Annotated in this window: 12 protein-coding genes; all 12 read left to right on the top strand. The window is 37.0% G+C overall.

The window, feature by feature from the left end; translation table 11 throughout:
- Nucleotides 1-8: 8 nt before the first annotated feature.
- The 12 genes from KDU71_RS10050 to KDU71_RS09995 all read left to right on the top strand — a co-directional run bounded on the left by KDU71_RS10050 (nt 9) and on the right by KDU71_RS09995 (nt 22,574).
- Nucleotides 9-626, top strand: coding sequence for an RNA polymerase sigma-70 factor (locus tag KDU71_RS10050; protein ID WP_212190374.1), 618 nt, complete (start codon nt 9-11; stop codon nt 624-626).
- A 155-nt stretch (nt 627-781) separates the two neighbouring features.
- Entirely contained in the window at nt 782-1,756 is a 975-nt protein-coding gene (locus KDU71_RS10045) for a FecR family protein (protein WP_212190372.1), read from the top strand.
- 75 nt (nt 1,757-1,831) lie between these two features.
- On the top strand, nt 1,832-5,194 hold the full coding sequence (locus tag KDU71_RS10040) for a TonB-dependent receptor (RefSeq protein WP_212190370.1): 3,363 nt from the start codon (nt 1,832-1,834) through the stop codon (nt 5,192-5,194).
- Between the two features lie 3 nt (nt 5,195-5,197).
- Nucleotides 5,198-6,820, top strand: coding sequence for a RagB/SusD family nutrient uptake outer membrane protein (locus KDU71_RS10035; RefSeq protein ID WP_212190368.1), 1,623 nt, complete (start codon nt 5,198-5,200; stop codon nt 6,818-6,820).
- A 15-nt stretch (nt 6,821-6,835) separates the two neighbouring features.
- Complete coding sequence (locus KDU71_RS23015) at nt 6,836-7,279, top strand: hypothetical protein (protein ID WP_244828344.1); 444 nt, start codon at nt 6,836-6,838, stop codon at nt 7,277-7,279.
- A gap of 168 nt (nt 7,280-7,447) precedes the next feature.
- Nucleotides 7,448-10,315: a hypothetical protein gene (locus tag KDU71_RS10025; RefSeq protein ID WP_212190357.1), complete on the top strand. Its 2,868-nt coding sequence runs from the start codon at nt 7,448-7,450 to the stop codon at nt 10,313-10,315.
- A gap of 347 nt (nt 10,316-10,662) precedes the next feature.
- Nucleotides 10,663-11,523, top strand: coding sequence for a hypothetical protein (locus KDU71_RS10020; RefSeq protein ID WP_212190355.1), 861 nt, complete (start codon nt 10,663-10,665; stop codon nt 11,521-11,523).
- Between the two features lie 7 nt (nt 11,524-11,530).
- Nucleotides 11,531-13,828, top strand: coding sequence for a glycosyl hydrolase family 95 catalytic domain-containing protein (locus tag KDU71_RS10015; protein ID WP_212190353.1), 2,298 nt, complete (start codon nt 11,531-11,533; stop codon nt 13,826-13,828).
- A 221-nt stretch (nt 13,829-14,049) separates the two neighbouring features.
- Nucleotides 14,050-16,476 carry a DUF6259 domain-containing protein gene (locus tag KDU71_RS10010; protein ID WP_212190351.1) on the top strand — a complete coding sequence of 809 codons (2,427 nt, stop codon included), beginning with the start codon at nt 14,050-14,052 and terminating at the stop codon, nt 16,474-16,476.
- A gap of 211 nt (nt 16,477-16,687) precedes the next feature.
- On the top strand, nt 16,688-18,733 hold the full coding sequence (locus KDU71_RS10005) for a glycoside hydrolase family 5 protein (protein ID WP_212190349.1): 2,046 nt from the start codon (nt 16,688-16,690) through the stop codon (nt 18,731-18,733).
- A 32-nt stretch (nt 18,734-18,765) separates the two neighbouring features.
- The gene (locus KDU71_RS10000) at nt 18,766-20,940 is read left to right on the top strand and encodes an alpha-N-acetylglucosaminidase (RefSeq protein WP_212190347.1); all 2,175 of its coding nucleotides are present in this window, start codon (nt 18,766-18,768) and stop codon (nt 20,938-20,940) included.
- A 56-nt stretch (nt 20,941-20,996) separates the two neighbouring features.
- Nucleotides 20,997-22,574 carry a beta-N-acetylhexosaminidase gene (locus KDU71_RS09995; RefSeq protein WP_212190345.1) on the top strand — a complete coding sequence of 526 codons (1,578 nt, stop codon included), beginning with the start codon at nt 20,997-20,999 and terminating at the stop codon, nt 22,572-22,574.
- The last annotated feature ends 24 nt before the right edge of the window (nt 22,575-22,598 follow it).

Genomic DNA, 22,598 nt, shown 5'->3' with positions numbered 1-22,598 from the left:
TAATTGATATGTCTGTAGATAAGCTATTGTTCGAGTTGATTAGAAAAGGTGATGTCAATGCATTTGAACACTTTTATCGAAATTCATACATGCGACTTTTTAATTATGTTTCGTTGTTTGTTAAAGATGAAGATGATGTAAAGGACATAGTTCAAGATTCGTTTATTAATATTTGGAATAATAGATGTGAACTGAGATTGGAAAAGTCAATAGAATCTTTTGTTTTTAAGTCAATTCGTAATCGCTGTATAAATTATCTTCGGGATAAAGAAATACATAATAGGCACTTAAATTGTATCGCCAAAGAAATAAAAGATGTGCAGTTTTTAAGCGAAAATGACTTTAATGGATTTGAGGAAGAGCCTATAGAGTATCTTATACAGCGAGAGTTGAAAGAGGCGTGTGAACAATTATCTCCAAAGTGCCGGGAAGTGTTTGAGATGTGTAAATTTGAAGGACGTTTGCAAAAAGAGGTTGCCGAGGAGCTTAATATATCAGTTAAGGCTATCGAAAGACACATTTCTAATGCAAAGAAGCATATACGCATTCATATCGAAAGTAAATATCCAGGGCAATCTTTAATTCCGGCTATTTTGATTGGTTGTATTAATCTTCCAATGCTATAGGGTTCTTTCTATAGCTTGTTGTAAAGCTATTTTATATTGAAGATTGAGTTGAGGGGGACTTCTGCTTCTTTTTTATATTGTTTCGATTTTTTTTTTTCTAAAAGTAGGGTTTTGCAATTTGTATGTGTATTTAATATATCAATACAAAACTCAAAATGGAAAGCAAAATCACCAAATATTTACAAGGAACTGCATCGCCAGATGAACAATCTGAACTGCTGAAGTTTATAAGAGCTTCAAACAAAAACAGGGAATACTTTCAGCTGCAAAAAGAGAAGTGGAAGTTGGATTCAAAGAAAGTTTATCATTTTCGAACAGACAATGCTTGGAAGGAGTTTGAAAAGACAGTTGTTTTGAAGAGATATTCCAATAGAAAGCTGAAAATATTTCTGTTAACTGTTGCTTCAGTTGTTATAACAGCTTTATGTGTTACTACTATCTTGTTTTACAGTACAGCGATGAATCAGGATGTTCTGGTGCAAACTAGGTTAAAACAGAAATTGGAAGTCACTTTGCCTGATAGTAGCAAAGTAATATTGAATGAGAATACTACACTTTCGTATAATCCACTTCAATTTATTTTTAGTCGGCGAGTAAGCATGGAGGGCGAAGCTTTCTTTGATATTAGACCTGATAATTTGAAGTTTATTGTCAATAGTGGGCCGATAAATATTGAGGTTTTGGGTACTAAATTTAATGTCAATTCAGATTCAGAGAATGTTGATGTTTTACTGGAAGAGGGTAGTGTGATGCTTACACATGATGTGAATAAGGATTTTAAACAAATCCTTGTACCTGGTGAATTAGCAAGTTATACCTATTCATTGAATGAACTACATGTAGATAAGGTAACTTCATGGGAAAACATAGTTTGGTCAAAGGAAGACTTACAAGTTAAGAATATTGCGTTAGATAAATTCTTCGTTGAATTGGGATTGAGGTATGGAGTGAAATTCGAATTGGATGCTAATGATTCATTAAGGAATCTTAAGGTATCATTAACAGTTAAAGATGATACACTAGCAGATATATTAGATGTAATACAGTTATCAATGCCTATTGTTATAACTAAAGAAAGAACAGCATACAAGGTGGTTCTTGATGAAAAAAGGATTAGTTTGATTAGATAAAAAACAGGAGAGTTTTGCGAGCCCTCTCCTGTTAAAACTAAATATTCAGTTTAATATAAATTAAGAGTTAAATTTATGAAAAAATGGCGAATTATTAAACCTCCGATGACTTCAGAGGTGAAAAAAATCCTAAGGGTCATGAAAATCTTATCATTTTTCTTACTCGTGTTCAGTTTACATCTTTCAGCCGGTGTTAATGCACAACGAAGCAAAGTAAATTTAAATGTTAAAAACGCGTCAGTTGTTGAAGTGCTTGAAGCTATCGAGAATCAGTGTGATTATCGATTTGTGTATAGTTCTGATATGATAGATATAGGAAGAACTGTGACTATAAATTCACGACAAGAGGAGGTTACTACTCTTTTGGATGAAGTATTGAGGGGGTCAGAATTTGTATATCGAATTCAGGATGATTTCATTATTTTCTTACCTAAAGAAAATAATGAAACTATAATCAATGATCAGCAAGTTCAAATAACTGTGAAAGGGGTTGTTACAGATTCTAATGGTGAACCTATTCCCGGTGCTAATGTTTTTGAACAAGCAAATCGAATGAATGGAGTTATTACAGGAATCGATGGTAGCTATTCTATTGAAGTTAGTTCAGGGGAATCCGCCTTAACATTTTCTTTTATTGGCTTTAATACGCAAACTATTCAAGTTGCCAATCGAACAAATATCAATATTACTTTAGTTGAGGAGTCAACAGGATTGGATGAAGTTGTTGTTGTTGGTTATGGTACTCAGAAAAAGGCCAACCTTACCGGGGCGGTAGAATCTGTAATGCCAGAAGGATTGCAAAGCAGGCCTTTAACCAATACAAGTGCAGCACTTCAAGGTCAGGTTGCTGGTGCCTTTATCTCGCAAACTTCAGGACAGCCTGGAAATGATGATGCCCAAATACTAATTCGTGGTATTGGAACTTTTGGTAATAGTAAGCCATTGGTAATTATTGATGGGATGGTAGGCGATCTTGCAGATGTAAATCCTAAGGATTTGGAGAATATTTCAATTCTAAAGGATGCAGCATCAACTGCCATATATGGTAACAGAGCATCTAACGGTGTAATATTAATTACAACGAAAAAAGGTAAGTCTGGTCAAATGAAAGTAGACTACAAAGGATATGCCGGTGTACAACAGGTGACGGAAATGCCGGATGTCCTGAAAGGCGTCGAGTACCTCGAGTTACGTGCACAAGCTGAAGCAAATTCGAATAATGGTCAATACCCTACCTGGTATAATGAAGAATACATGTATAATTATAGAAACAATGTCGACCCAATGATGTATCCAACTAATTATGATTGGATTTCTGATACATTTAGATCGGCAGCGATTTATGATAATCATGTTAATATATCTGGTGGCTCAGATAACCTCCTGTATTCTGTTTCTGTAGGGTACCTTAATCAGGACGGTATTGTGGATGGAAATGATACTAAGAAGCTGACTATTCGATCTAATTTCACTTCCTATTTTCTCAAAGATAAGTTACGATTAGATCTTAATTTGTCCGGTTATGATCAGACAACAAATGATGTGGTTGCAGGTATGGATAATGCAATTTATAATGTTTATGTTGCTCCGTCGACTGTACGAAAATATATACCAACTGTTGGCTATACTGGGTATGGAAGTAATTGGGCCGCAAAGGAAGAAGGAGGATATAGACAAACGCAATCGACACCTATAAATATCCGAATGGCAGCTAGCCTGGAAGTTCTTAAGGGCTTAAAAATTGATGCTTCTTATAATTTGTATAGTTCATCTAATGAATTGGAGATATGGAATCCTTCTTTGACTTTTTATTCATTACAAGATAATGGTCAGTTGCAAAAGGGCACTCCAACTCAGGCAAGTTTGGAGAACTATAGAGAAACATCCTTAACCAAGATGACTGATTCACAGATAAATTATTCTACAAAAATAGGAGAGAGTGTTGATTTAAATGCTTTAGCTGGTTTTGAAGCTCGTGAATTAAGTTATAAGCAGTATTCTATGAGTAGAGCTAATTTTCCAGTTAATGTACCAAGTATGGGCATTGGAGATCCAGCGACTCAGAAAAATGGTTCTTCAGCATATGAAGGGTCATGGCTATCATATTATGGACGTTTGAATTTAAATATCTTAAATAAATACATGCTGGAGGCAACAGTGCGTCGAGATGGTAGTTCAAGGTTTGAAGATAAATGGGGTACTTTCCCGTCAGCTTCGATTGGTTGGCGTGTATCAGAAGAATCATTTCTTGAGTCGGTAGATTGGTTGGCCAATTTGAAGTTAAGAGCTTCTTGGGGGCAATTAGGAAACGAAGCAATAGGTGATTATTATGCTGCAAGTAATAGAATGAATTCTGATTTGACTTATAATTTTAATAATACCTTGTATTCTGCTGCCGCAATTACAAGGCTTGCAGATCGTTCTACCACATGGGAGACTTCAGAACAATTAAATATGGGTTTTGATATTGGAGTTATTAAAAATAAGATTACTGCCACATTTGATTACTTCGTTAAAACAAATAAGGATATTCTGATGCAACTTCCAGTGTCAGGTACTCTAGGTTTATCAGAGGCTCCATTTGTAAATGCTGCAGCAATGGAGAATAGGGGAGTAGAGATGATGGCAACCTATGTTGGAAAGTATAAGGCACTCGATATTAAAGCCAGTGTTACCGCATCAAGTACTAAAAATGAGATCACTGATTTAGGTGGTCAGGATTTTATAATTTTTGACAATAACTTAATTTGGGAAGTAGGTAAACCTTTTAATTCTTTTTATGGATTTAAAACGGAAGGACTATATAGATCTCAAGCTGATATAGATAATCATCTTAATACAGAGATTGGTAATGCTTATGCTGGTATGGTTGCTCAACCTGGAGATATCAAATTTGCTGATCTAAATGGAGATGGAGTTATAACAGCTGATGATAGAACATTATTGGGCAAACCTTATCCCGATTGGGTATTTTCGAGTAACCTTGACTTGGGGTGGCGCAACTGGGATTTAGGACTATTCTTCCAAGGCGTATTTGGAGTTAATTCACTTAATCAGGGAATGATCACCGCCCCTTTTCATGGAGGAGCTGCTGCAACTGGGGCTTGGTATCGTAACGCTTGGTCAGAAGACAATCCAGATAGTAATATCCAAAGATTATACAGTGAGCCAAACAGGTTTAATATAGTTTCAGATTACTACATGGAGGATGCTTCTTATCTGCGTTTGAAAAATGTAACTCTAGGTTATACTATTCCAAAACGTTTGCTCGAAGGTATTGGGGTTTCTCATGTTCGTGTATATGGAAATATACAGAATGCACTAACATGGACAAAAATGCGCTATGGCTTTGATCCTGAAAAGCCTAGTACTACAACAAATACTCTGCAATATCCACAGACGAGAATATTTTCAATGGGTGTAAACGTTAAATTTTAAATGATGAGAACGATTATTAGTAAACTAAATATATTAGTCATCGCTCTTGTAATGAGCGCATGTGCAGACTATCTGGATACTGAACCGAAAGACTTTAGTCGACCAGAAGATTTTATGAAGACTGAGAAACAAGTGGAAACTGTTGTAAATGGGGTCTACAATAACATTGACTTTAGCAGTGATGATAATTTGTGGTTAAGAGTCTATCCAATGTATTACGATGTAATGACAGATAATGCTTTTAACCGTTCTCCCTGGGAAGGAGCAACTGATTTTGCCAGAGGAACTGTTACAGCTGAGAACTTCAGGGTTGAAGCCCATTGGAAACGAAATTATTCAGGCATAGCACGAGCTAATGCTTTTTTAGATGCAATTGAAAAATCGACACTTATTTCTAATAAAATTCCTCGTTACATTGCAGAAGTAAAGTTTTTGCGTGCCTGGTATTATCATGATTTAGTTAACTTTTTCGGTGATGTACCATTAATTTTAGATGCACCGGATTTAGAAAATAAAGAGCCGGCAAGAACTGCAAAAGCAGATATAATTGCGCAAATAATCGAGGATCTTAATGATATTATTCCAATTTTACCAGAAAGTTATGATGGTCCTGATGATCAAGGGCGTATAACACGCGGTGCTGCTTATTCATTTTTGTCACGTGTTTACCTATATGACAAGCAATGGGTTAATGCGGCAAAAGCTGCACAAGATTGTATGGATCTTGGAAAGTATAGTTTATATTCGGATTATGAGGGATTATTCTTAGAAGAAAATGAGGTTGAAGTATCGGGAACAGAAGCTATTTTTGAAGTTCATTATACACCTCAAATCAATCCATCTTTTTTTCAAATGCCTTTAATGGAATGGTGGCCATCTTTTCTACCAACCTTAGAGTTAGCTGAATCTTATTACATGGCTAATGGGCTGCCTATAACCGATCCTAATTCAGGTTATGATCCTGAAAATCCTTATATGAATAGAGATCCACGCCTAGAGGCATCAATTTATTATCCCGGTGCTCCATGGACAATAGAGTTTTGGGGACGTGTAAATTTACGATTCGAAGAGAACTGGATTTTAGGTGGTTCTGGGTTTAAACCAAAGAAATGGATTAATAATGGTAAAGCTCTTGATAGAACTAAGAGTGAAGGAACCAATAAACTTTTTATTCGATATGCAGAAGTTTTATTAAACTATGCAGAAGCACAAAATGAAGCAGCAGGCCCAGATATGAGCGTATATGCAGCAATTGATGAGTTGCGAGTACGTGCTGGTATGACAACACTTACTAATGCGATGCCTGGCTTAAGTAAGGACGAGATGCGTGACGTTATTAGAAATGAAAGACGCATAGAGTTTGTTTTTGAAGGACACCGATTAAATGATATCAGACGATGGGGAATTATGGAGGATGTGATGAAGGATGTTCATGGATATGATGCAACCTATTTACAAGATATGTCCTATCCTGGAGATGGTATGGGAACAACAGATAAATGGCAATATAAAACGAAAGTTCTCGATATTCGTTCTTTTAATTCTTCTCGTGATTATGTTTGGCCTATTCCTCGAGAAGAAATGAATTCAAATACGAATATGAAGCAGAATAATGGTTACAATTAATTAAAAGTCAAGACTATGTATAAATATATATTAACATTTATTGCAGTGTTTTCCCTGCTTACATTTAGTAGTTGCGATGAAGATATTGAAGCACCAACATTATCGCGACCCAATATATTACTTGATGAGAGTAAAAGTCCTATTATAACCGAAACATCTGCAGAAGTGGGATGTCGTGTTTATACCGATGGGGGAGCTCCGATTCAGGAGGTTGGAGTATTGTGGCAGTTAAAGACCACCGAATCTTTGTTAGAAATGCAATTTCCTGAACTTGACGGTGATGCAGTGAAGGTTGTTGGGGAAATTGAAGAAACAGGAATTGGTGCTGTTACTGCTCTTATTGAAGGGTTCGCTGTTAAAGATACTGCATACATCATTCGTATGTATGCGATTAATGCGGATGGCATAGTTGGTTACAGTTACCCAACCAGAATAAGTAATAATTTAAGTGACTATTAAAATCTCTAGTGACATTTAAGTTACATTAGATAATCAAACTCACTACTTCGGGTAGTGAGTTTGATTAAACATCCTTTCGATGTAATTATTTTCAATTATCTCACTTTACACCTATCGTTAGGTTTAAAGCTACTCCTTGGGTATAAAGTGTTAATATATCAGTTTGCTATGATTTTGCTTAGACAGTTTAGCGTTATTAATGCTCTTTTTTTGTTGAGTGTAATTATTTTGAATTCTAATTCAACAAGTGCACAAGGTACTCTACAAGATAGTACCAAGCCGTTCAGACATCAGGCTAACACTCCTTATGAAATGGCTAATCGAAATGAAGCGAGAGTTCCCTTGGTTACTTTCGAAGATGATAAGATTTGGGAATTGGAAACAGAAAACAGCATTGCGACATTAACAAAGACGCAAGAACAACAGCTGTATCGTAAATATTGTGGCAAATTAAACTTTAAAGCAACCGATAAGAAAGCTTCTATCACGGTAAAACTCAAAAAGCCAATTGTAATAGACAATTCATGGGATTGTATTGATTTCTGGAATTATGGAGCACATTGGCTATGGGGCGAACCAAAATGGGAGACTGCAATGAGGCATTTTGCACTTGTTGAGGGAGCAAATGGACAGCTTCACGAGCTGGACTTTACTCAGGCAGGTTATCCTGGTATGATTCATAAGTATTGGCATTTAAGCCACATTAAGCTCAATGAAGATATTAAATTGCCTGCCAAATTTATAGGGGTTCGCTTTAAAGGACGAAGAAATATAACTGATTTAGAGCTAAATTATTTTTTAGGGCCTATTTATGTTTATAAAGAACAGCTTAAACCGATTGAGTACGAAAAGTGGCCCGATAAATTACCTTTCCCTTTAAGAGATGTGACGATCTTACCAGATAATAAGAGTAAATATTCAAATACAATAAATAAATTAGGAGAGACTTACTCCCTGCAATACGATGGCACTGATCAATCATTTAGATATGAATTAAATCTTGAACATGGCCTTTTAAATGGGTTGAAATTAGTATATAACAATAAGGTTATTCCCATTAATGAAGGTGCTAAGCTTGAATTCGATAGTGCAGAATTAGTTGAATGGGATATTAAAAAAACAAAAATTAAGAACGATACACTCTTTGTAGAAGCATTGGCTATTTACAATCATAAGAAAGTAAAGTTTAATGTTTGGTATACGATCAAGCAGAAATCAGTAATTATAGGTATACATGAAAAGAGTCAAGAAGGTCATGTTAGCTCTATAAACCTTGGAAGGACGAAAGTTGAAGAACAGGCAAAGCTCATCACTGTACCGTTTTTAACCTATGGGGACCATCGTGTTCCACAGATATTATACAGTAATGATTTATTTTTCTTCAAGCAATTTGATTGGTATTACTCGGATGCATCGGACTTTACGCCTGGTCGTCATCATATCAAAGATGGCTGGGCAAGCTACAATAATGGGGTCAAATACATTCCCAAAACAAATGGGGTTAGAAATCCGGTAAGAGAGAAGCTGTTTATAAATATTTCACCCGATGTACAAGAGGTATTACCCACAGTGGACAACCCTAAGTCTCCAATGCGTTCTATTATGGCTCATCGTCTTTGGATGGTGGAAGGTACACCAGACCATGATTACCTTAAACAACAAGCTAAAGAATTAAGAGCTTTAGGTTTAAAAGAAGTTGCCGTACGATATCATGAAGGTATTTGGCGTGATGGTGGTGAGAGTTACACTTTTAGAACAGAATCAGCTCCGGGGAGAGGAGGTAATGCAGCTGTACAAGACTTGGTGGAAAACATAAAAAGTAAAGGATGGCTTGTTGGTCTGTACTCTAACTATACAGATTTTGCACCGGTTAATGCCAACTGGAATCCTGATTGGATTAAACGGGAACCAAATGGAGCTTGGGAAGTTAGTTGGTCACGATGTTACTCCCCAAAACCAATGATAGCTGTTGAGCAGCAAAAGAAATTTGCTCCACTAATACACCAAGAGTTTGGAACCAATCATAGTTACTGTGATGTACATACAGCTGTTTCACCAGTGGCAAGGGTGGATTATGATCATAGAGTACCAGGTGCAGCAACTTTTAGGCGCAGCTATGAATGTTACGGCCTGGTTTTGATGAATGAGAAAAAAGCCTATCATGGGCCGGTTTACTCGGAAGGTAACTATCATTGGTGGTATGCAGGGTTAGTGGATGGAAATTATGCAAATTTCAACCCAAAACTCAATAAGATTGATGTTTTTCCAGATTTTCAGTTATTAAAAATACACCCCCTTGAGATGGATGCTGGAAACGTTTATGTGGAAGGGGTGGAGTATCTGGCATATACATTAGCGTATGGCCACATTGGACTAATCAATGGAGATATTACTGAGCGAATAAAACGCTATGCGATGCTTCAACCGTTACAGCAATATTATTCAATGATTCCAGTCTCTGGCATTAAATACTTTGATGGAATTAACTATGTTAGCTCTTCTGAAGCTATCAAAAAGGATTTGCTCAAGCAAGCTAAACTTTCTGTTGACTATTCTTCAGGCCTAAAGGTTTTTGTGAATTTCTCAGACCAGGTATGGACAGTTGATGCAAAAGGTATTAAGTATGATTTACCAGAACATGGATTTTTGGCATATCATCCTGAATATGATCTAATCTCGGTGTATGGACAGTCAAGCAAGTGGAAGTCAAAAGGATTGGCAGAGTTTAATCAGGCTGCCAATCAAATATATATTGATTCACATGCGACAGTGTTTGAAAATGAAAGTTTTAGATGTGATGGAAAAGTATACTTTAAAAACGAAACCTTCGGTTGGGAAATTATTCCTGCTAAGGATTTCGAAATTGTTGAATTTAATCCATCAGTCTTGGGTTTAACAACCAATATTTTAATACAGGCACTTGATATAAACGATCGGCCTATTGAGTACGTACCTTATAATATAGTTGACGGGAAGATTCAGGTGAAGCATAAAAATAAGTCGGTATTAAAATATAGGCTAATTCAAGGGCAATAGATATTTTTTGACAATAATTAATTGTAAAGTATTAAATAAATCACATATCAGTAATGTGTGATTTATTATGGCTGAACTATTTTAATAGTAATAAAAAAAAATTATCACCCTTAGTTTGCAACATTTAAAAAGTTTCATCAAAAACACCTAGGCTTTTTGATGCTACATGTGTCTTTATAAGTAGTGCTAACTACTAATTGATTTAAGCGATGTATCGAATTATTATAATATTTTTAATTGGGCTCTGTTGGACTTCAGAAAGGTTATTAGCTGACTCAGGTTTAAAAACAAATCAGGAATACCCTATGGTTATTCTTCAAAATGATTCGATCAAAATAACTGTCTTAATGCCTGATGAACACAATGGTTATTACAGAAGCACACGTTTTGATTGGTCTGGTATGATTGCTCAAATTGAATACGGAGAGCATGAATTTCTTCAATCATGGCAAATGTATAACGGAACAGCGAATGGTGGTGTCCATGATCCGTTAGTACCGGGGACAGGTACAGGAACAGCAGAAGAGTTTCGTAATCCTCTTGGTTATGATGAAGCAAAAGTTGGAGAGCCATTTGTTAAGATAGGCGTAGGTGTTTTGCAGCGAGCTAGTCAGGAACCATATTTCTGGGATTATCCATACAAAATCATAAAGCCTGGTAAATGGGATATACATACAGAAGATAATTGTATCGTTTTCAAGCAAAACCTGGTAACGGACTTTGGTTATGCCTACGAATATGAGAAAGAAATCCGACTTACCGATGATAAAGCTGAATTGGAAATAATTCATAGCCTAAAGAATTGCGGTGATAAGAAGATTGATGCTAATCCATATTGTCATAATTTCTTCTGTTTTGATAAGAATTTCATCGGTCAAGATTATAAAATTGTTTTCTCAGATAAGGTAGAACCGGTCGATAAGTTTGATTCCCGAATCAGTTTTGAGGAGAATGAAATTAAGATTAATGTAATTGATTTTAAGTCAGAATGGATAGGGGGGCATATTAAGTGCAAAAACGCGCAGGAATATTTTGTAGTTAATTCTAATACAAGCACTTCAGTTAAGGTTATTGAAGATAAGAAGTGTGGCCCATTTTTTATATACCTATGGAAATTAGCATTATGCACAGAGCCAATGATTGAATTTACATTGGATAGTGGACAATCATTTACGTGGAAAAGAAAATATCAGTTTAATAAATTCTAAGAGAATAATGAAGAACTTCACAAAAATTGGATTAAGTGTTTTGATCGTTATTGGCATGTTTATTTCGTGTCAACAATCGCAAAAATCAAGTCCCAATAGCTATGCAAAGCATGGTCTTGAGTTTGAAAAACTGGCGCATGTGTGGGATGAAGCAATTCCACTTGGAAATGCCACAGTTGGCAACCTGGTTTGGCAAAAGAGCGGACGTTTGAGATTCTCATTGGATAGAGCAGATTTGTGGGACTTGAGGCCAATGGAGAACATCGACTTTGATAAATGGAAGTTTAAGGATGTTTATAAACATTGGAAAGCCGGTGAATACAATAAGGTTCAGGAAGCTTTTGATGTGCCATACGATAAATTGCCAGCGCCATCAAAAATCCCTGCAGGAGCTATTGAGTTTAATATTGATGCATTAGGTGATGTGAAAAAAGTTGATTTAGATGTTTCATCTGCCATTTGTACTGTAGAATGGATAAATGGAGCCAGGTTAACAACTTTTGTTCATGCCAGTGAGCCAGTTGGTTGGTATCAGTTTGAGAATCTGCCTGAAGAACTTTCTATCGAAATGATTTCTCCGTCATATGACCGCCCTAATGAAGAAGGGTATACAAGTCAGGCAAAGACCGACCTTAACCAATTAGGTTACAAACAAGGTGTAATAACAAAAGGTGATGATAACATCTGCTACAACCAAAATGGGTGGAATGATTTTAAATATCAGATATATACTCAATGGGAAAAAGGAGCTCAAACGCTAACTGGATGTTGGTCAATTTCATCAGAGAATGAAAAAGTGAAAGCGAGCGTTAAGGCAGAAGAGGTTGTTGCCAACGCAGTATCAGAAGGTTATCTATCTGCCAAAGAAGGGCATTTGTTGTGGTGGAAGAACTATTGGGCGCAATCATCAATCAGCATTCCTGATGATTTACTTGAACGTCAGTATTATCTTGAGATGTACAAATTTGGTTCAGCCGCCAGAGCCGATGCTCCACCTATTTCCTTACAGGCCGTTTGGACAGCTGATCATGGTAAGTTACCACCATGGAAAGGTGATTTTCACCATGATCTAAATACTCAATTAAGTTACTGGCCCGCCTATACAGGTAACTATTTAAATCTAGAAGAAGGGTTTATTAACTGGTTGTGGGAGCACCGCGATGTGTTTAAAAAATATACCAGAGATTATTTTGATGTAAATGGAATGAACGTGCCAGGAGTGAGTACATTAGATGGAGAACCGATGGGGGGATGGATTCAGTATTCTTTTGGACAAACGGTGGCATCCTGGTTGGGGCATCACTTTTATTTACATTGGCAATATACTATGGACAGAGATTTTCTTGAGCAGAAAGCCTATCCTTGGTTAAAAGATGTAGCAATTTATCTTGATGAAATGGCAGTTAAAGATGAAAAGGGGCGCAGAAAACTCTTGATTAGCTCTAGTCCTGAGATATATGATAACTCTGCCAAAGCCTGGTTCTCAGAAACTACAAATTTTGATTTGGCTCTTATTCGGTGGAACTATGAAAAAGCCGCAGAACTTGCTGCAGAACTTGGTTTAAAGGAAGATGCTGATAAATGGTTACAGATATTGTCAGAATGGCCGGAACTGGCTATTGATGAGGAAACAGGATTAATGTTTGCCCCAGAAGTAACATATCATGAATCGCATCGTCATTTCTCTCACCTTATGGGTTTTCACCCGCTTGGTTTAATCGATATTTCCAATGGTTCAGAGGATGCCAAAACGATAAATAACACACTGCAAAACCTAGAGGCTCAAGGTTCTGGAGCATGGACAGGTTATTCATTCAGTTGGCAAGGTAATCTATATGCACGTGCATTCGATGGTGATAATGCTGCTCGTGTGTTACGTATTTTTGCAGAATGTTTTTGTCTGAAGAACTCATTCCATGCGAATGGAGATCAGTGTCAGGCGGGATACTCAAATATGACATATCGTCCTTTTACCTTGGAAGGAAATTTTGCATTTGCATCAGCCATCCAGGATATGCTTATTCAAAGCCATACGGGCATTGTAAAACTATTTCCGGCACTGCCATCCGACTGGAAGGATGTTAGTTTTAATAAACTAAGAACTTATGGGGCATTTCTGGTTTCTGCAGAAATGAAGATGGGAAAAGTCGATAACATTGAAATAATGGCTAATGCTGATGGCGAAATTCAACTTCAAAATCCTTTTGACTCCAAATTTAAATGTAGTCATGAGTTTACTGAGCAAAACGGCATATTAACGATCAAATTAAAGAAAGGCGATGTGCTTGTTGCCAATGTTAATTAACAACTATTTAATGACTTAGAGTTTCAGTCTACTGTCTGGATAGGTGACGTATAGCGTTCTTGCTTGCTCAGGCTAGCTGATTGGTTTTCTATGATAGGTTCTAAATCTTATTAGAATGATTGACTCACCGTTTCTCTATTAAACGGTGAGTCAATATTATATATCTCTACATTATAATTGTGTCAATTTGAGTTATTGGCGGCACTAAATTCAAAAAAAAAATGAGAATACTAGTAATTATTTGTCTGAGTGTTTTTCTTGTTTCATGTCATCCACAAACTTCAGTTTTTACTATTGATAATGAAAATAGTGTTGGTATAGAAAATGATAAATTGGCCATTCATTTTAGCAAAAATAACGGACAACTACTAAAATTAATAAATAAAGGTACCAATGACAACTATCTAAAAAATGAGGGTAAGGCAAGCATATTTCGCCTTTTTGTCAACACAACAACTATGCCTAAGTTAAAAGCAGGAGCTCATGACAATGATTACGGAGGAGTAATTGTTGAGCCTTCAAATTGTTATCTTTTAAATAGTTCATTTGAAAAAGAACAATCAAACGGAACTTTAAGGCTTACTTATAAAGCTAAAGAAGTGCCTCTTGAGATAGCATTGTCGATAAGGCTTGATCACGGGAAAGAGAGCTTTGATAGCCATTTAGAAGTAAGGAATGTAAGTCATGACGATGTATCAGTCTATGCGGCTTTCCCTTATTTATCAGGCATATGTCTTGGGACAGATGCTAACTCTAACTTAATGGTTAATATGTGGGATAGGGGATATCCTGGCGAAAAAGCTTGGGAGAATGTAACAGGAGGTGTTTATGGGCAGAATGTTATGATGCAGTGGCAATGTGTATATGATCCAATAGTAAAGGAAGGATTGGCTATCGTCACAATGGATACTTTGTTCACAAATAAAATATATTCTTGCGTTCCAGATGGAGGTCTCAATGTACTATACTTTGATGAACAAACTCTAACTAAAGGAAAAGCTTTTTCTTGGCCGGAAAATAGAATAATGGCTTTTAATGGTAACTGGCGAAAAGCGGCAAGAGCCTATGGGGAATGGTTTAGTACCAATGTAGAAACTCAGAAAGTGCCAGCCTGGTATAAAAAGGAGGTGGTAAAACGTGCAAGTACGTGGTTGCCATCGCAAGAAACCGTTTCTTCTAATAAGCGCGTTAAAGGTGAAGAATTATTCAAATCCTTTAGGCAACTTCATGATGCTTATCGAGGTACATATAATGATTGTATGGAGATTGCTATGTGGAATGAAGGCGTTAATCTTTGGCCTGAAACATATGGGCCATGGATGTCCTCTGGTTTTATTGGATTCAGGTCTGATTTAGGCGGGCTTGAGGATTTTACTCGGGGTGTTGAAGAGTGTCACAAGTATGGCAGAAGAGTCGGTATGTATGTTGCCGGTTATGGTATAAGAAAAGATAGCCCTTTGCTAAAGGGCGAATGGAAAAAATATGCAATTGTAAAAAATGAAAGAGGAGTACCACTAATGGATTATCGAAATGGGGATAATATTTATGGTGCTTTTTGTTGTCCTGGATATAAACCGTGGCAGGATAATATTATTCGCGTTTGTTGCATGTTGGCCAAAGCAGGGGTTGATGAAATAAGACTTGATGAACTGGGCTTTCCATTTAAACCATGTTTCAATCCTGAGCATCACCACGAGAGTCCATATAATAGCAATAAATGGATGCGAACAATGTTGAAGCGAGTGCGTCAGGCAACTGATTCAATTAATCCGGATTTATTCATATCCACTGAATTCTTCATGGATTACTTCAGTGAAAGTACAAATGGAGCACTGGTGATGGATTGTTCTGGTCATGAGATAGATGCTATGAAGGTGGCATTGCCAGATTATTTGCCTTTATCCTATCATGCGAGTGCTTCGGAAGCAGCTTTTAAGGGAGCCATAATGGCCAAAACAGAAAGTTTAAGAAAAGACTGGGCCTGGGGGAATATAGGAGCAGAAAAACCAGATGATTTTACTGAAGAAAACAATCGCGAATTATTATGGCATGAGTTGGCTGGTACTTTACAAGACGCTGTAATTTATGGTGAAATAAGCGAATGGGATCCTGTTGCATTAAACAATTCAAAATGGATGGGACATTTATGGAAATCGGATAGCTATTGGGTCTTAACAGGAGGACATGTAGATGGTGAGCCTTTGCGTGAAGATGTTTTGGTGCAATTACCTGAAGTACCTAAGGGTGTTAAGAAGGTATATGAGTTTAATTTGGAAACATTGCAAATGAGAGAGACCGAAATAGATGTAAAGAACGAAGCTGGTCAGGTACAACTAAAGTTTCCAATGTCAGCTGTTCTATTTCCTTTTAAAAATTGTAAACCATTGCCATTAATTCAACAAAGGATGGACGGTAAAGAAATAAAAGTAGAAGTGTCTTTGTATTCTCCCTGGAGTGATGATTCCAGGCAGTATGAACTATCACGCATCACTATGAATGCACCTGGATTTGAAGTAGAACAAGAAATTATTGATGACAAAAAATTATTTACTATTCATCTTGGTGAAGGAGTATCAGCAAATGAATACTACTATACGATTTCAGGCGATTGTATGAATGCGAAACGTTGGTTTTCAATAAGAGAATAATTGTGATGAGTTAATACTCATTTCCGGTTGTATTCAATAATTATATCAATAGGATGAATTGTAAAGTAATATGTGCTATCATTCATACCATAATATGGCTATACATACCGAGAAGAGGTGTTTTGAATTAACAAACAATACTTTTGGATGTGAATAATTAACAACTCAATAAAACAATTTGAAGATGAGGAGCCGATTGTATAAAATTCTGATGAGTGTAGCCATACTCTTAATTTGCATTGTCTATGTACTCTTTTTTACTGGAGCTGAGAATCACAAAGCCAAAGATGTAGAGGGGCTGATTTTAACATTATCTAATAATATTCCAGAATACAATGCAAAGGATAGTATTGGTGAAGGTAAAAATATTCAAGTCAAGGAAGGGCAATTTTGTTCGCAGGATGGCCGGACACTCTTTTTGAGAGGGATCAATCTTGGCGGGAGCAGCAAGGTGCCATATATACCTAATATCGGAAGTCATGTTAAAGAAGGTTTTTTTAATGGTACTGATATCTCTTTTGTTGGACGCCCATTCCCAATAAATGAAGCAGACAAGCATTTTAAAAGATTAAAAAAATGGGGATTTCATTTTGTGCGCTTTATTGTTACATGGGAAGCCATTGAACATTCTGGGCCGGGAATATATGATTATGAGTACATCAAATATGTGAAAGAACTCATTACCAAAGCTGCTGCCTATGATATAAATGTGTTTATTGATCCTCATCAGGATTTATGGAGTCGATATAGTGGTGGCGATGGTGCACCTTTATGGACATTTGAAGCAGCAGGATTTAACGTCAAAAATTTTTTAGAAACAGATGCAGCTTTCGTTCATAATATATTTGGTGATCCATATCCTCAAATGGTATGGTTTTCAAATTATTATAAACTGGCTTCCTGCACTATGTTTACCTTGTTCTTTGCTGGTAATGATTTTGCTCCGCACGTAACAGTGAATGATTCCATTCCTATTCAGGATTTCTTGCAATCGCATTATATAAATTCAATGGCAGTACTGGCAAACGAGCTAAAGGAATTGCCCAATGTTGTCGGCTTTGAATTAATGAATGAACCATCTTCAGGGTATGTTGGGGTTAATGATTTATCCCAACCTTTCCCAACAAGTGTTGTAGGACTGACACCAACCCCATTTCAGGGTATGCTGTTAGGTGCAGGGATTCCTCAAGAGGTACAAGAATATGAATTGGGTAAGGTGTCTTTGATAGATAAAGGAAAAGTACTTGTTAATCGTGAACGAAAATTGGCATGGAAAAAAGCAGAACAAGATATTTGGAAAGAAGCCGGGATATGGCAACTACGTGATGGGGAAGAGCCTAAACTATTGAAGCCTGACTATTTTACTAGAGTTAACGGTAAAAATGTGAACTTTAATAATGATTACTATATCCCTTTTATAAAGGCCTATCAGAAGGCTATACATAGCATTGATCCAGACTGGTTTTTATGTGTGGATAATGTGTTGTTTCCATTACCTCATAAACTCCCTATGTTAAAGGAACAGGAAATCAGTAATCTGGTTGATGGCTCTCACTGGTATGACGATGCAACACTTGTAACTAAAAGATATGTGCCTTGGCTAGGACTGTTAAATGATGAAATACTATTAGGAAAGAGACAGGTGTATGCTGCATTTGTCGACTTTCTTAGCCAGATGCAAAAGGATACCAAAATGCGATACGGAAAGGATGCGGTCACTTTATTAGGTGAATTCGGGATACCTTTTGATATGAATAATAGAACGGCATATGAAACGGGCGATTATTCAGTCCAGAATAAAGCATTGGAGCGGTGTTTTTCAGCTATAGAAGATAATTTATTGCACTATACCTTATGGAACTATACAGCTGATAATACAAACGAAAGAGGAGATCAATGGAATGGGGAGGACTTATCGGTATTTAGCCTTTCGCAGGTATTAGATGCTAATGACCTTAATTCAGGAGGACGTGCTCTTGATGCTGTAGTACGTCCGTACCCATATCGTGTCAATGGTCAACTTGTCAAATACTCCTTTTCAAGTGAAAAAGGCGAAATGGAGCTTGAGTTTAATCCTGGTGTAAATTGTGAGTTGCCTACAGAAGTTTTTTTACCAGAATGGCATTTTCAAAATGGATATGAAGTATATGCTACAGGGGGAACACTAATGTTTAACAACGATGCTGATATGTTGTACTATACTCCAAAAGATAAGTCAATAAAACAACGTATCGTAATTCGCAGAAATAAAGAATGAGATTATAACATTGAAATAACGATGCTAGTATTATGAGAAAGATATTCGTAGCGATTTTAATTACGCTAAGCGTTCATCCTGTTTTGTCAAGTGAAGTGGATGCTGCTTATGCTTTATTAAGCCGGTTAATGCCAGAAAGGGAAGTTGAGGTCGAATTTCAAATGATTCCGGATGATAATGGGAATGATGTTTTTGAATTGCAAACAGTAAATGAGAAGCTGGTTGTACGAGGGAATTCAGCCCTTGTAATGGCATACGCTTTACACTATTATTTAAGAAATTTCTGTAATTCAAGCTTTTCATGGAATGGACAACAGTTGCACATAGGTGAACGATTGCCTGTAATTGAACAAAAGATTAGAAAGATAGCAACGTTTGACCAGCGTTATTATTTAAACTATTGTACATTTAATTATTCAATGTCTTTTTGGGATTGGGAACGTTGGGAAAAAGAGATTGACTGGATGGCCTTGCATGGTATCAATCTGCCATTGGCATTAGTTGGCCAGGAGGCTGTTTGGCAGAATACTTTAAGGAGGTTGAATTATTCCGAGGATGAAATTACTGCTTTTTTACCTGGACCATCTTACACCGGTTGGTGGTTGTTAGGAAATCTGGAAAGCTGGGGTGGTCCGGTATCACAAGAATGGATTGATAAGCAAAGTGACTTGCAAAAGAAGATTGTAAGTAGAATGAAAGAATTAGGTATGCAACCTGTTTTTCAAGGTTTTTATGGTATGGTACCTAATTCATTAAAGATTAAACATCCTACCGCTAAAATTCATAATCCGGGGAAATGGTTAAACTTTAACCGTCCTGGTTTTTTGTTGCCTGATGATCCGCTATTCAGCGAAATAGCAGCTATATATTATGAAGAACAAAGGTTACTCTATGGTATTTCTGATTATTACCAGGGCGACCCGTTTCATGAAGGAGGAACCTCAGAGGGAGTTAATGTAACGAAAGCAGCTAAGGGAATTTATGCCGCAATGAAGGCCAATAACCCAGGAAGTACATGGGTGTTGCAAGCCTGGGGTGAAAATCCTACCAAGAAGTTACTTAAAGGAATACCTAAGGGTAAAGCTCTTGTGGTTGATTTATATGCAGAAGCCTTGCCTCAATGGGGAGGTAAGGCCTCGGAATGGGCTCGCAAAAGCAGTTTTGAAGGCCATAACTGGATTTGGAGTGAGATTCCAAATTTTGGTGGACAAACAGGCATGACAGCAAAGTTAGATCAAACGAACCGAGATATTATGTTTGCCTTAAAACATCCCAATGGAAATAAGATGAAAGGCTTAGGTGCTACGCCTGAGGGGATTGAGCAGGATGCGGTTATCTATGATCTAATATTTGATCTGGCATGGGAGAAAGATACTGTTGATATGGATGATTGGCTAGAAATGTACGTAAGCAGTCGTTATGGAAAAATCAATAGTGAAATATTGCAGGCTTGGCAAATCATGAGAAATACCATATATAACTCACAATACAGACATGCCAGTGGCGATCATGGCAGTCCACCATTTGAGTCGGTATTATGTGCCCGTCCAGCATGGAATGTTACAAAGGTTTCAACCTGGGGTTATGGCGACATGGATTATTCTCCTGAGAAATTGTTGCTCGCCTGGGAAATGTTCTTCAAAAACAGACATCAATTTGCTGATTCTGATTGTTTTCGTTGCGATCTTGTGAATCTAACGCGACAGGTTATGGCAAATCACGGAAGGGAAGTGTACAACAAACTTCAGGTCGCATTCGACAATAAGGATATTAATAATTTTAATGTTATGGCCGGCAAAATGCTCGACTTAATTTCTGATATGGATTTATTGATGAGCTCAAGAAAAGAGTTTTTACTTGGCTCATGGTTGGAAAAAGCAAAGAAAAGAGCACAATCGCAAAGCGAGATGACGAATTTTGAAGAAAATGCCCGTCGATTGATAACTGTTTGGACCAATGAAAAACATGTTGTAAATGATTATGCATATAGAGAATATTCAGGTTTGTTAAATGACTATTATCGTGAGCGATGGAGGATGTTTATCGATTATGCAAGAGGTGTCCTTGACGGAAATGATCCAAGAATACCTGATTTCTTTAGTTTCGAAGAAAAGTGGGTGTTGAGTGATGAAGAATATCCTAGTGAAGCACAGGAAAATGAACTTGATGTAGTGTACTATTTAGGCATGAAGTATTTCCATAATTGATTGGCATAAATCAAGAGTTGTTGATAAACGAAAAGCTAGACATAAAATTAAGGAATATGAAGAAAATATCATTACTTATAATGCTGCTAATAGCAGTTAATCTTTTAGCTCAAGAGCATAAAATTATTCCTGAGCCATCAGAATTACAGAAACGTGAAGGAGTTTTTAAATTCTCACCTGCCAAACAATCTATATTATCAGATTCATACTTACAATTTGAAGCCTCATACCTGACAGATATGCTAAGTTCAAATTTTAGTATCCAGGCAGGAGTTGTTACAAATGAAAAACTCAGCAACTCTATTAAATTGCTCGTAGATGAAAGCATGACTGATAGGGAGGCATATGCATTGGAAATTGATAAGAATCAGATAGTAATTAAAGGGGGAAGTGCCACCGGTGTTTTTTATGGTATTCAAAGTCTTCAGCAATGGATGTGGGGAAGTTATCATGCAATAGAAAACACGGTTTCTTGTGTTAAGATAATTGATAAGCCGAAATATGAATACCGGGCACTAATGCTTGATCCTGCTCGTCACTTTTTAAAGCTGGAAGGACTTAAGCAGTATGTTGATGTTATGGCTAAATACAAATATAATAGGTTGCATTTACACTTGAGTGATGATCAGGGATGGCGGATTGAAGTAAAAAAATACCCATTATTAACAGAGCTTGGTTCCGTTCGAAAAGAGACTGAGGGGGATGGAGTACCACATTCTGGCTTTTATTCACAGCAGGATATGAAAGAGTTAGTTGCTTATGCTGCTAAGCGTCATGTAACAATAATACCAGAGATTGATGTGCCTGGCCATAGTGTTGCTGCTATTGTTGCCTATCCGCATTTAACTTGTTTTGATGAAGAGTTGGAAGTGAGGACAACACCAGGAGTATCTAAAAACCTTTTATGTGCCGGTAATGATGAAGTATTTACATTTTTAGATGATGTTATAGCAGAACTGGCTGAGGTATTTCCTGGTGATGAGTTTCATATTGGAGGAGACGAAGCACCGCTCGATCATTGGAAGGAATGCCCTAAGTGCCAGAAAAAGCTGAAATCTCTCGGCGAGGATACACCGCAGTATCTGATGAGCTATTTCTTTAAACGCGTTAACCAATCATTGCAAAAAAATAATAAAAGACCATTGATATGGTATGAGTTGGATGTGCCTTTTTATCCTGAAAATAGTACGATGTATACCTGGCGTATGGGCTTGTCATCAAAGGTGATTAAAAAATCCAGAAAAATGGGGTATAAACTGATTTCATGTCCTGGAGAGCATGCTTATTTTGACTATCCTCAGGCTAAAGGTGAGGAAACCTGTGATTGGATGCCGATACTTTCGTTGGAGCAGGTATATCAGTTTAACCCTGCAATGGGAGTTAAAAAGAGTGATCATATTATTGGCGTTGAAGCATCCTTGTGGGGTGAATATGTTAAAGATATTGAACGCGCCTTTTACATGACCTGGCCAAGAGGTATGGCATTGGCTGAAGCAGGATGGTCGGGTTCTCAGAATAGAAGCTGGAAGGATTTTACCAATAAGCTCAATAGCCATTTTAAATACTTTGATAGGATTGGTGTGGCTTATCGTTTCCCTGCAGAGGTTTTTAATACCCAAAAGAATAAACCATAAGTTTCTGGTAGCAAAAGAAATTCA

It is taken from the genome of Carboxylicivirga sediminis, from assembly GCF_018156225.1.
GTDB lineage: Bacteria > Bacteroidota > Bacteroidia > Bacteroidales > Marinilabiliaceae > Carboxylicivirga > Carboxylicivirga sediminis.
This window is presented reverse-complemented; position numbering and strand designations above follow the sequence as displayed.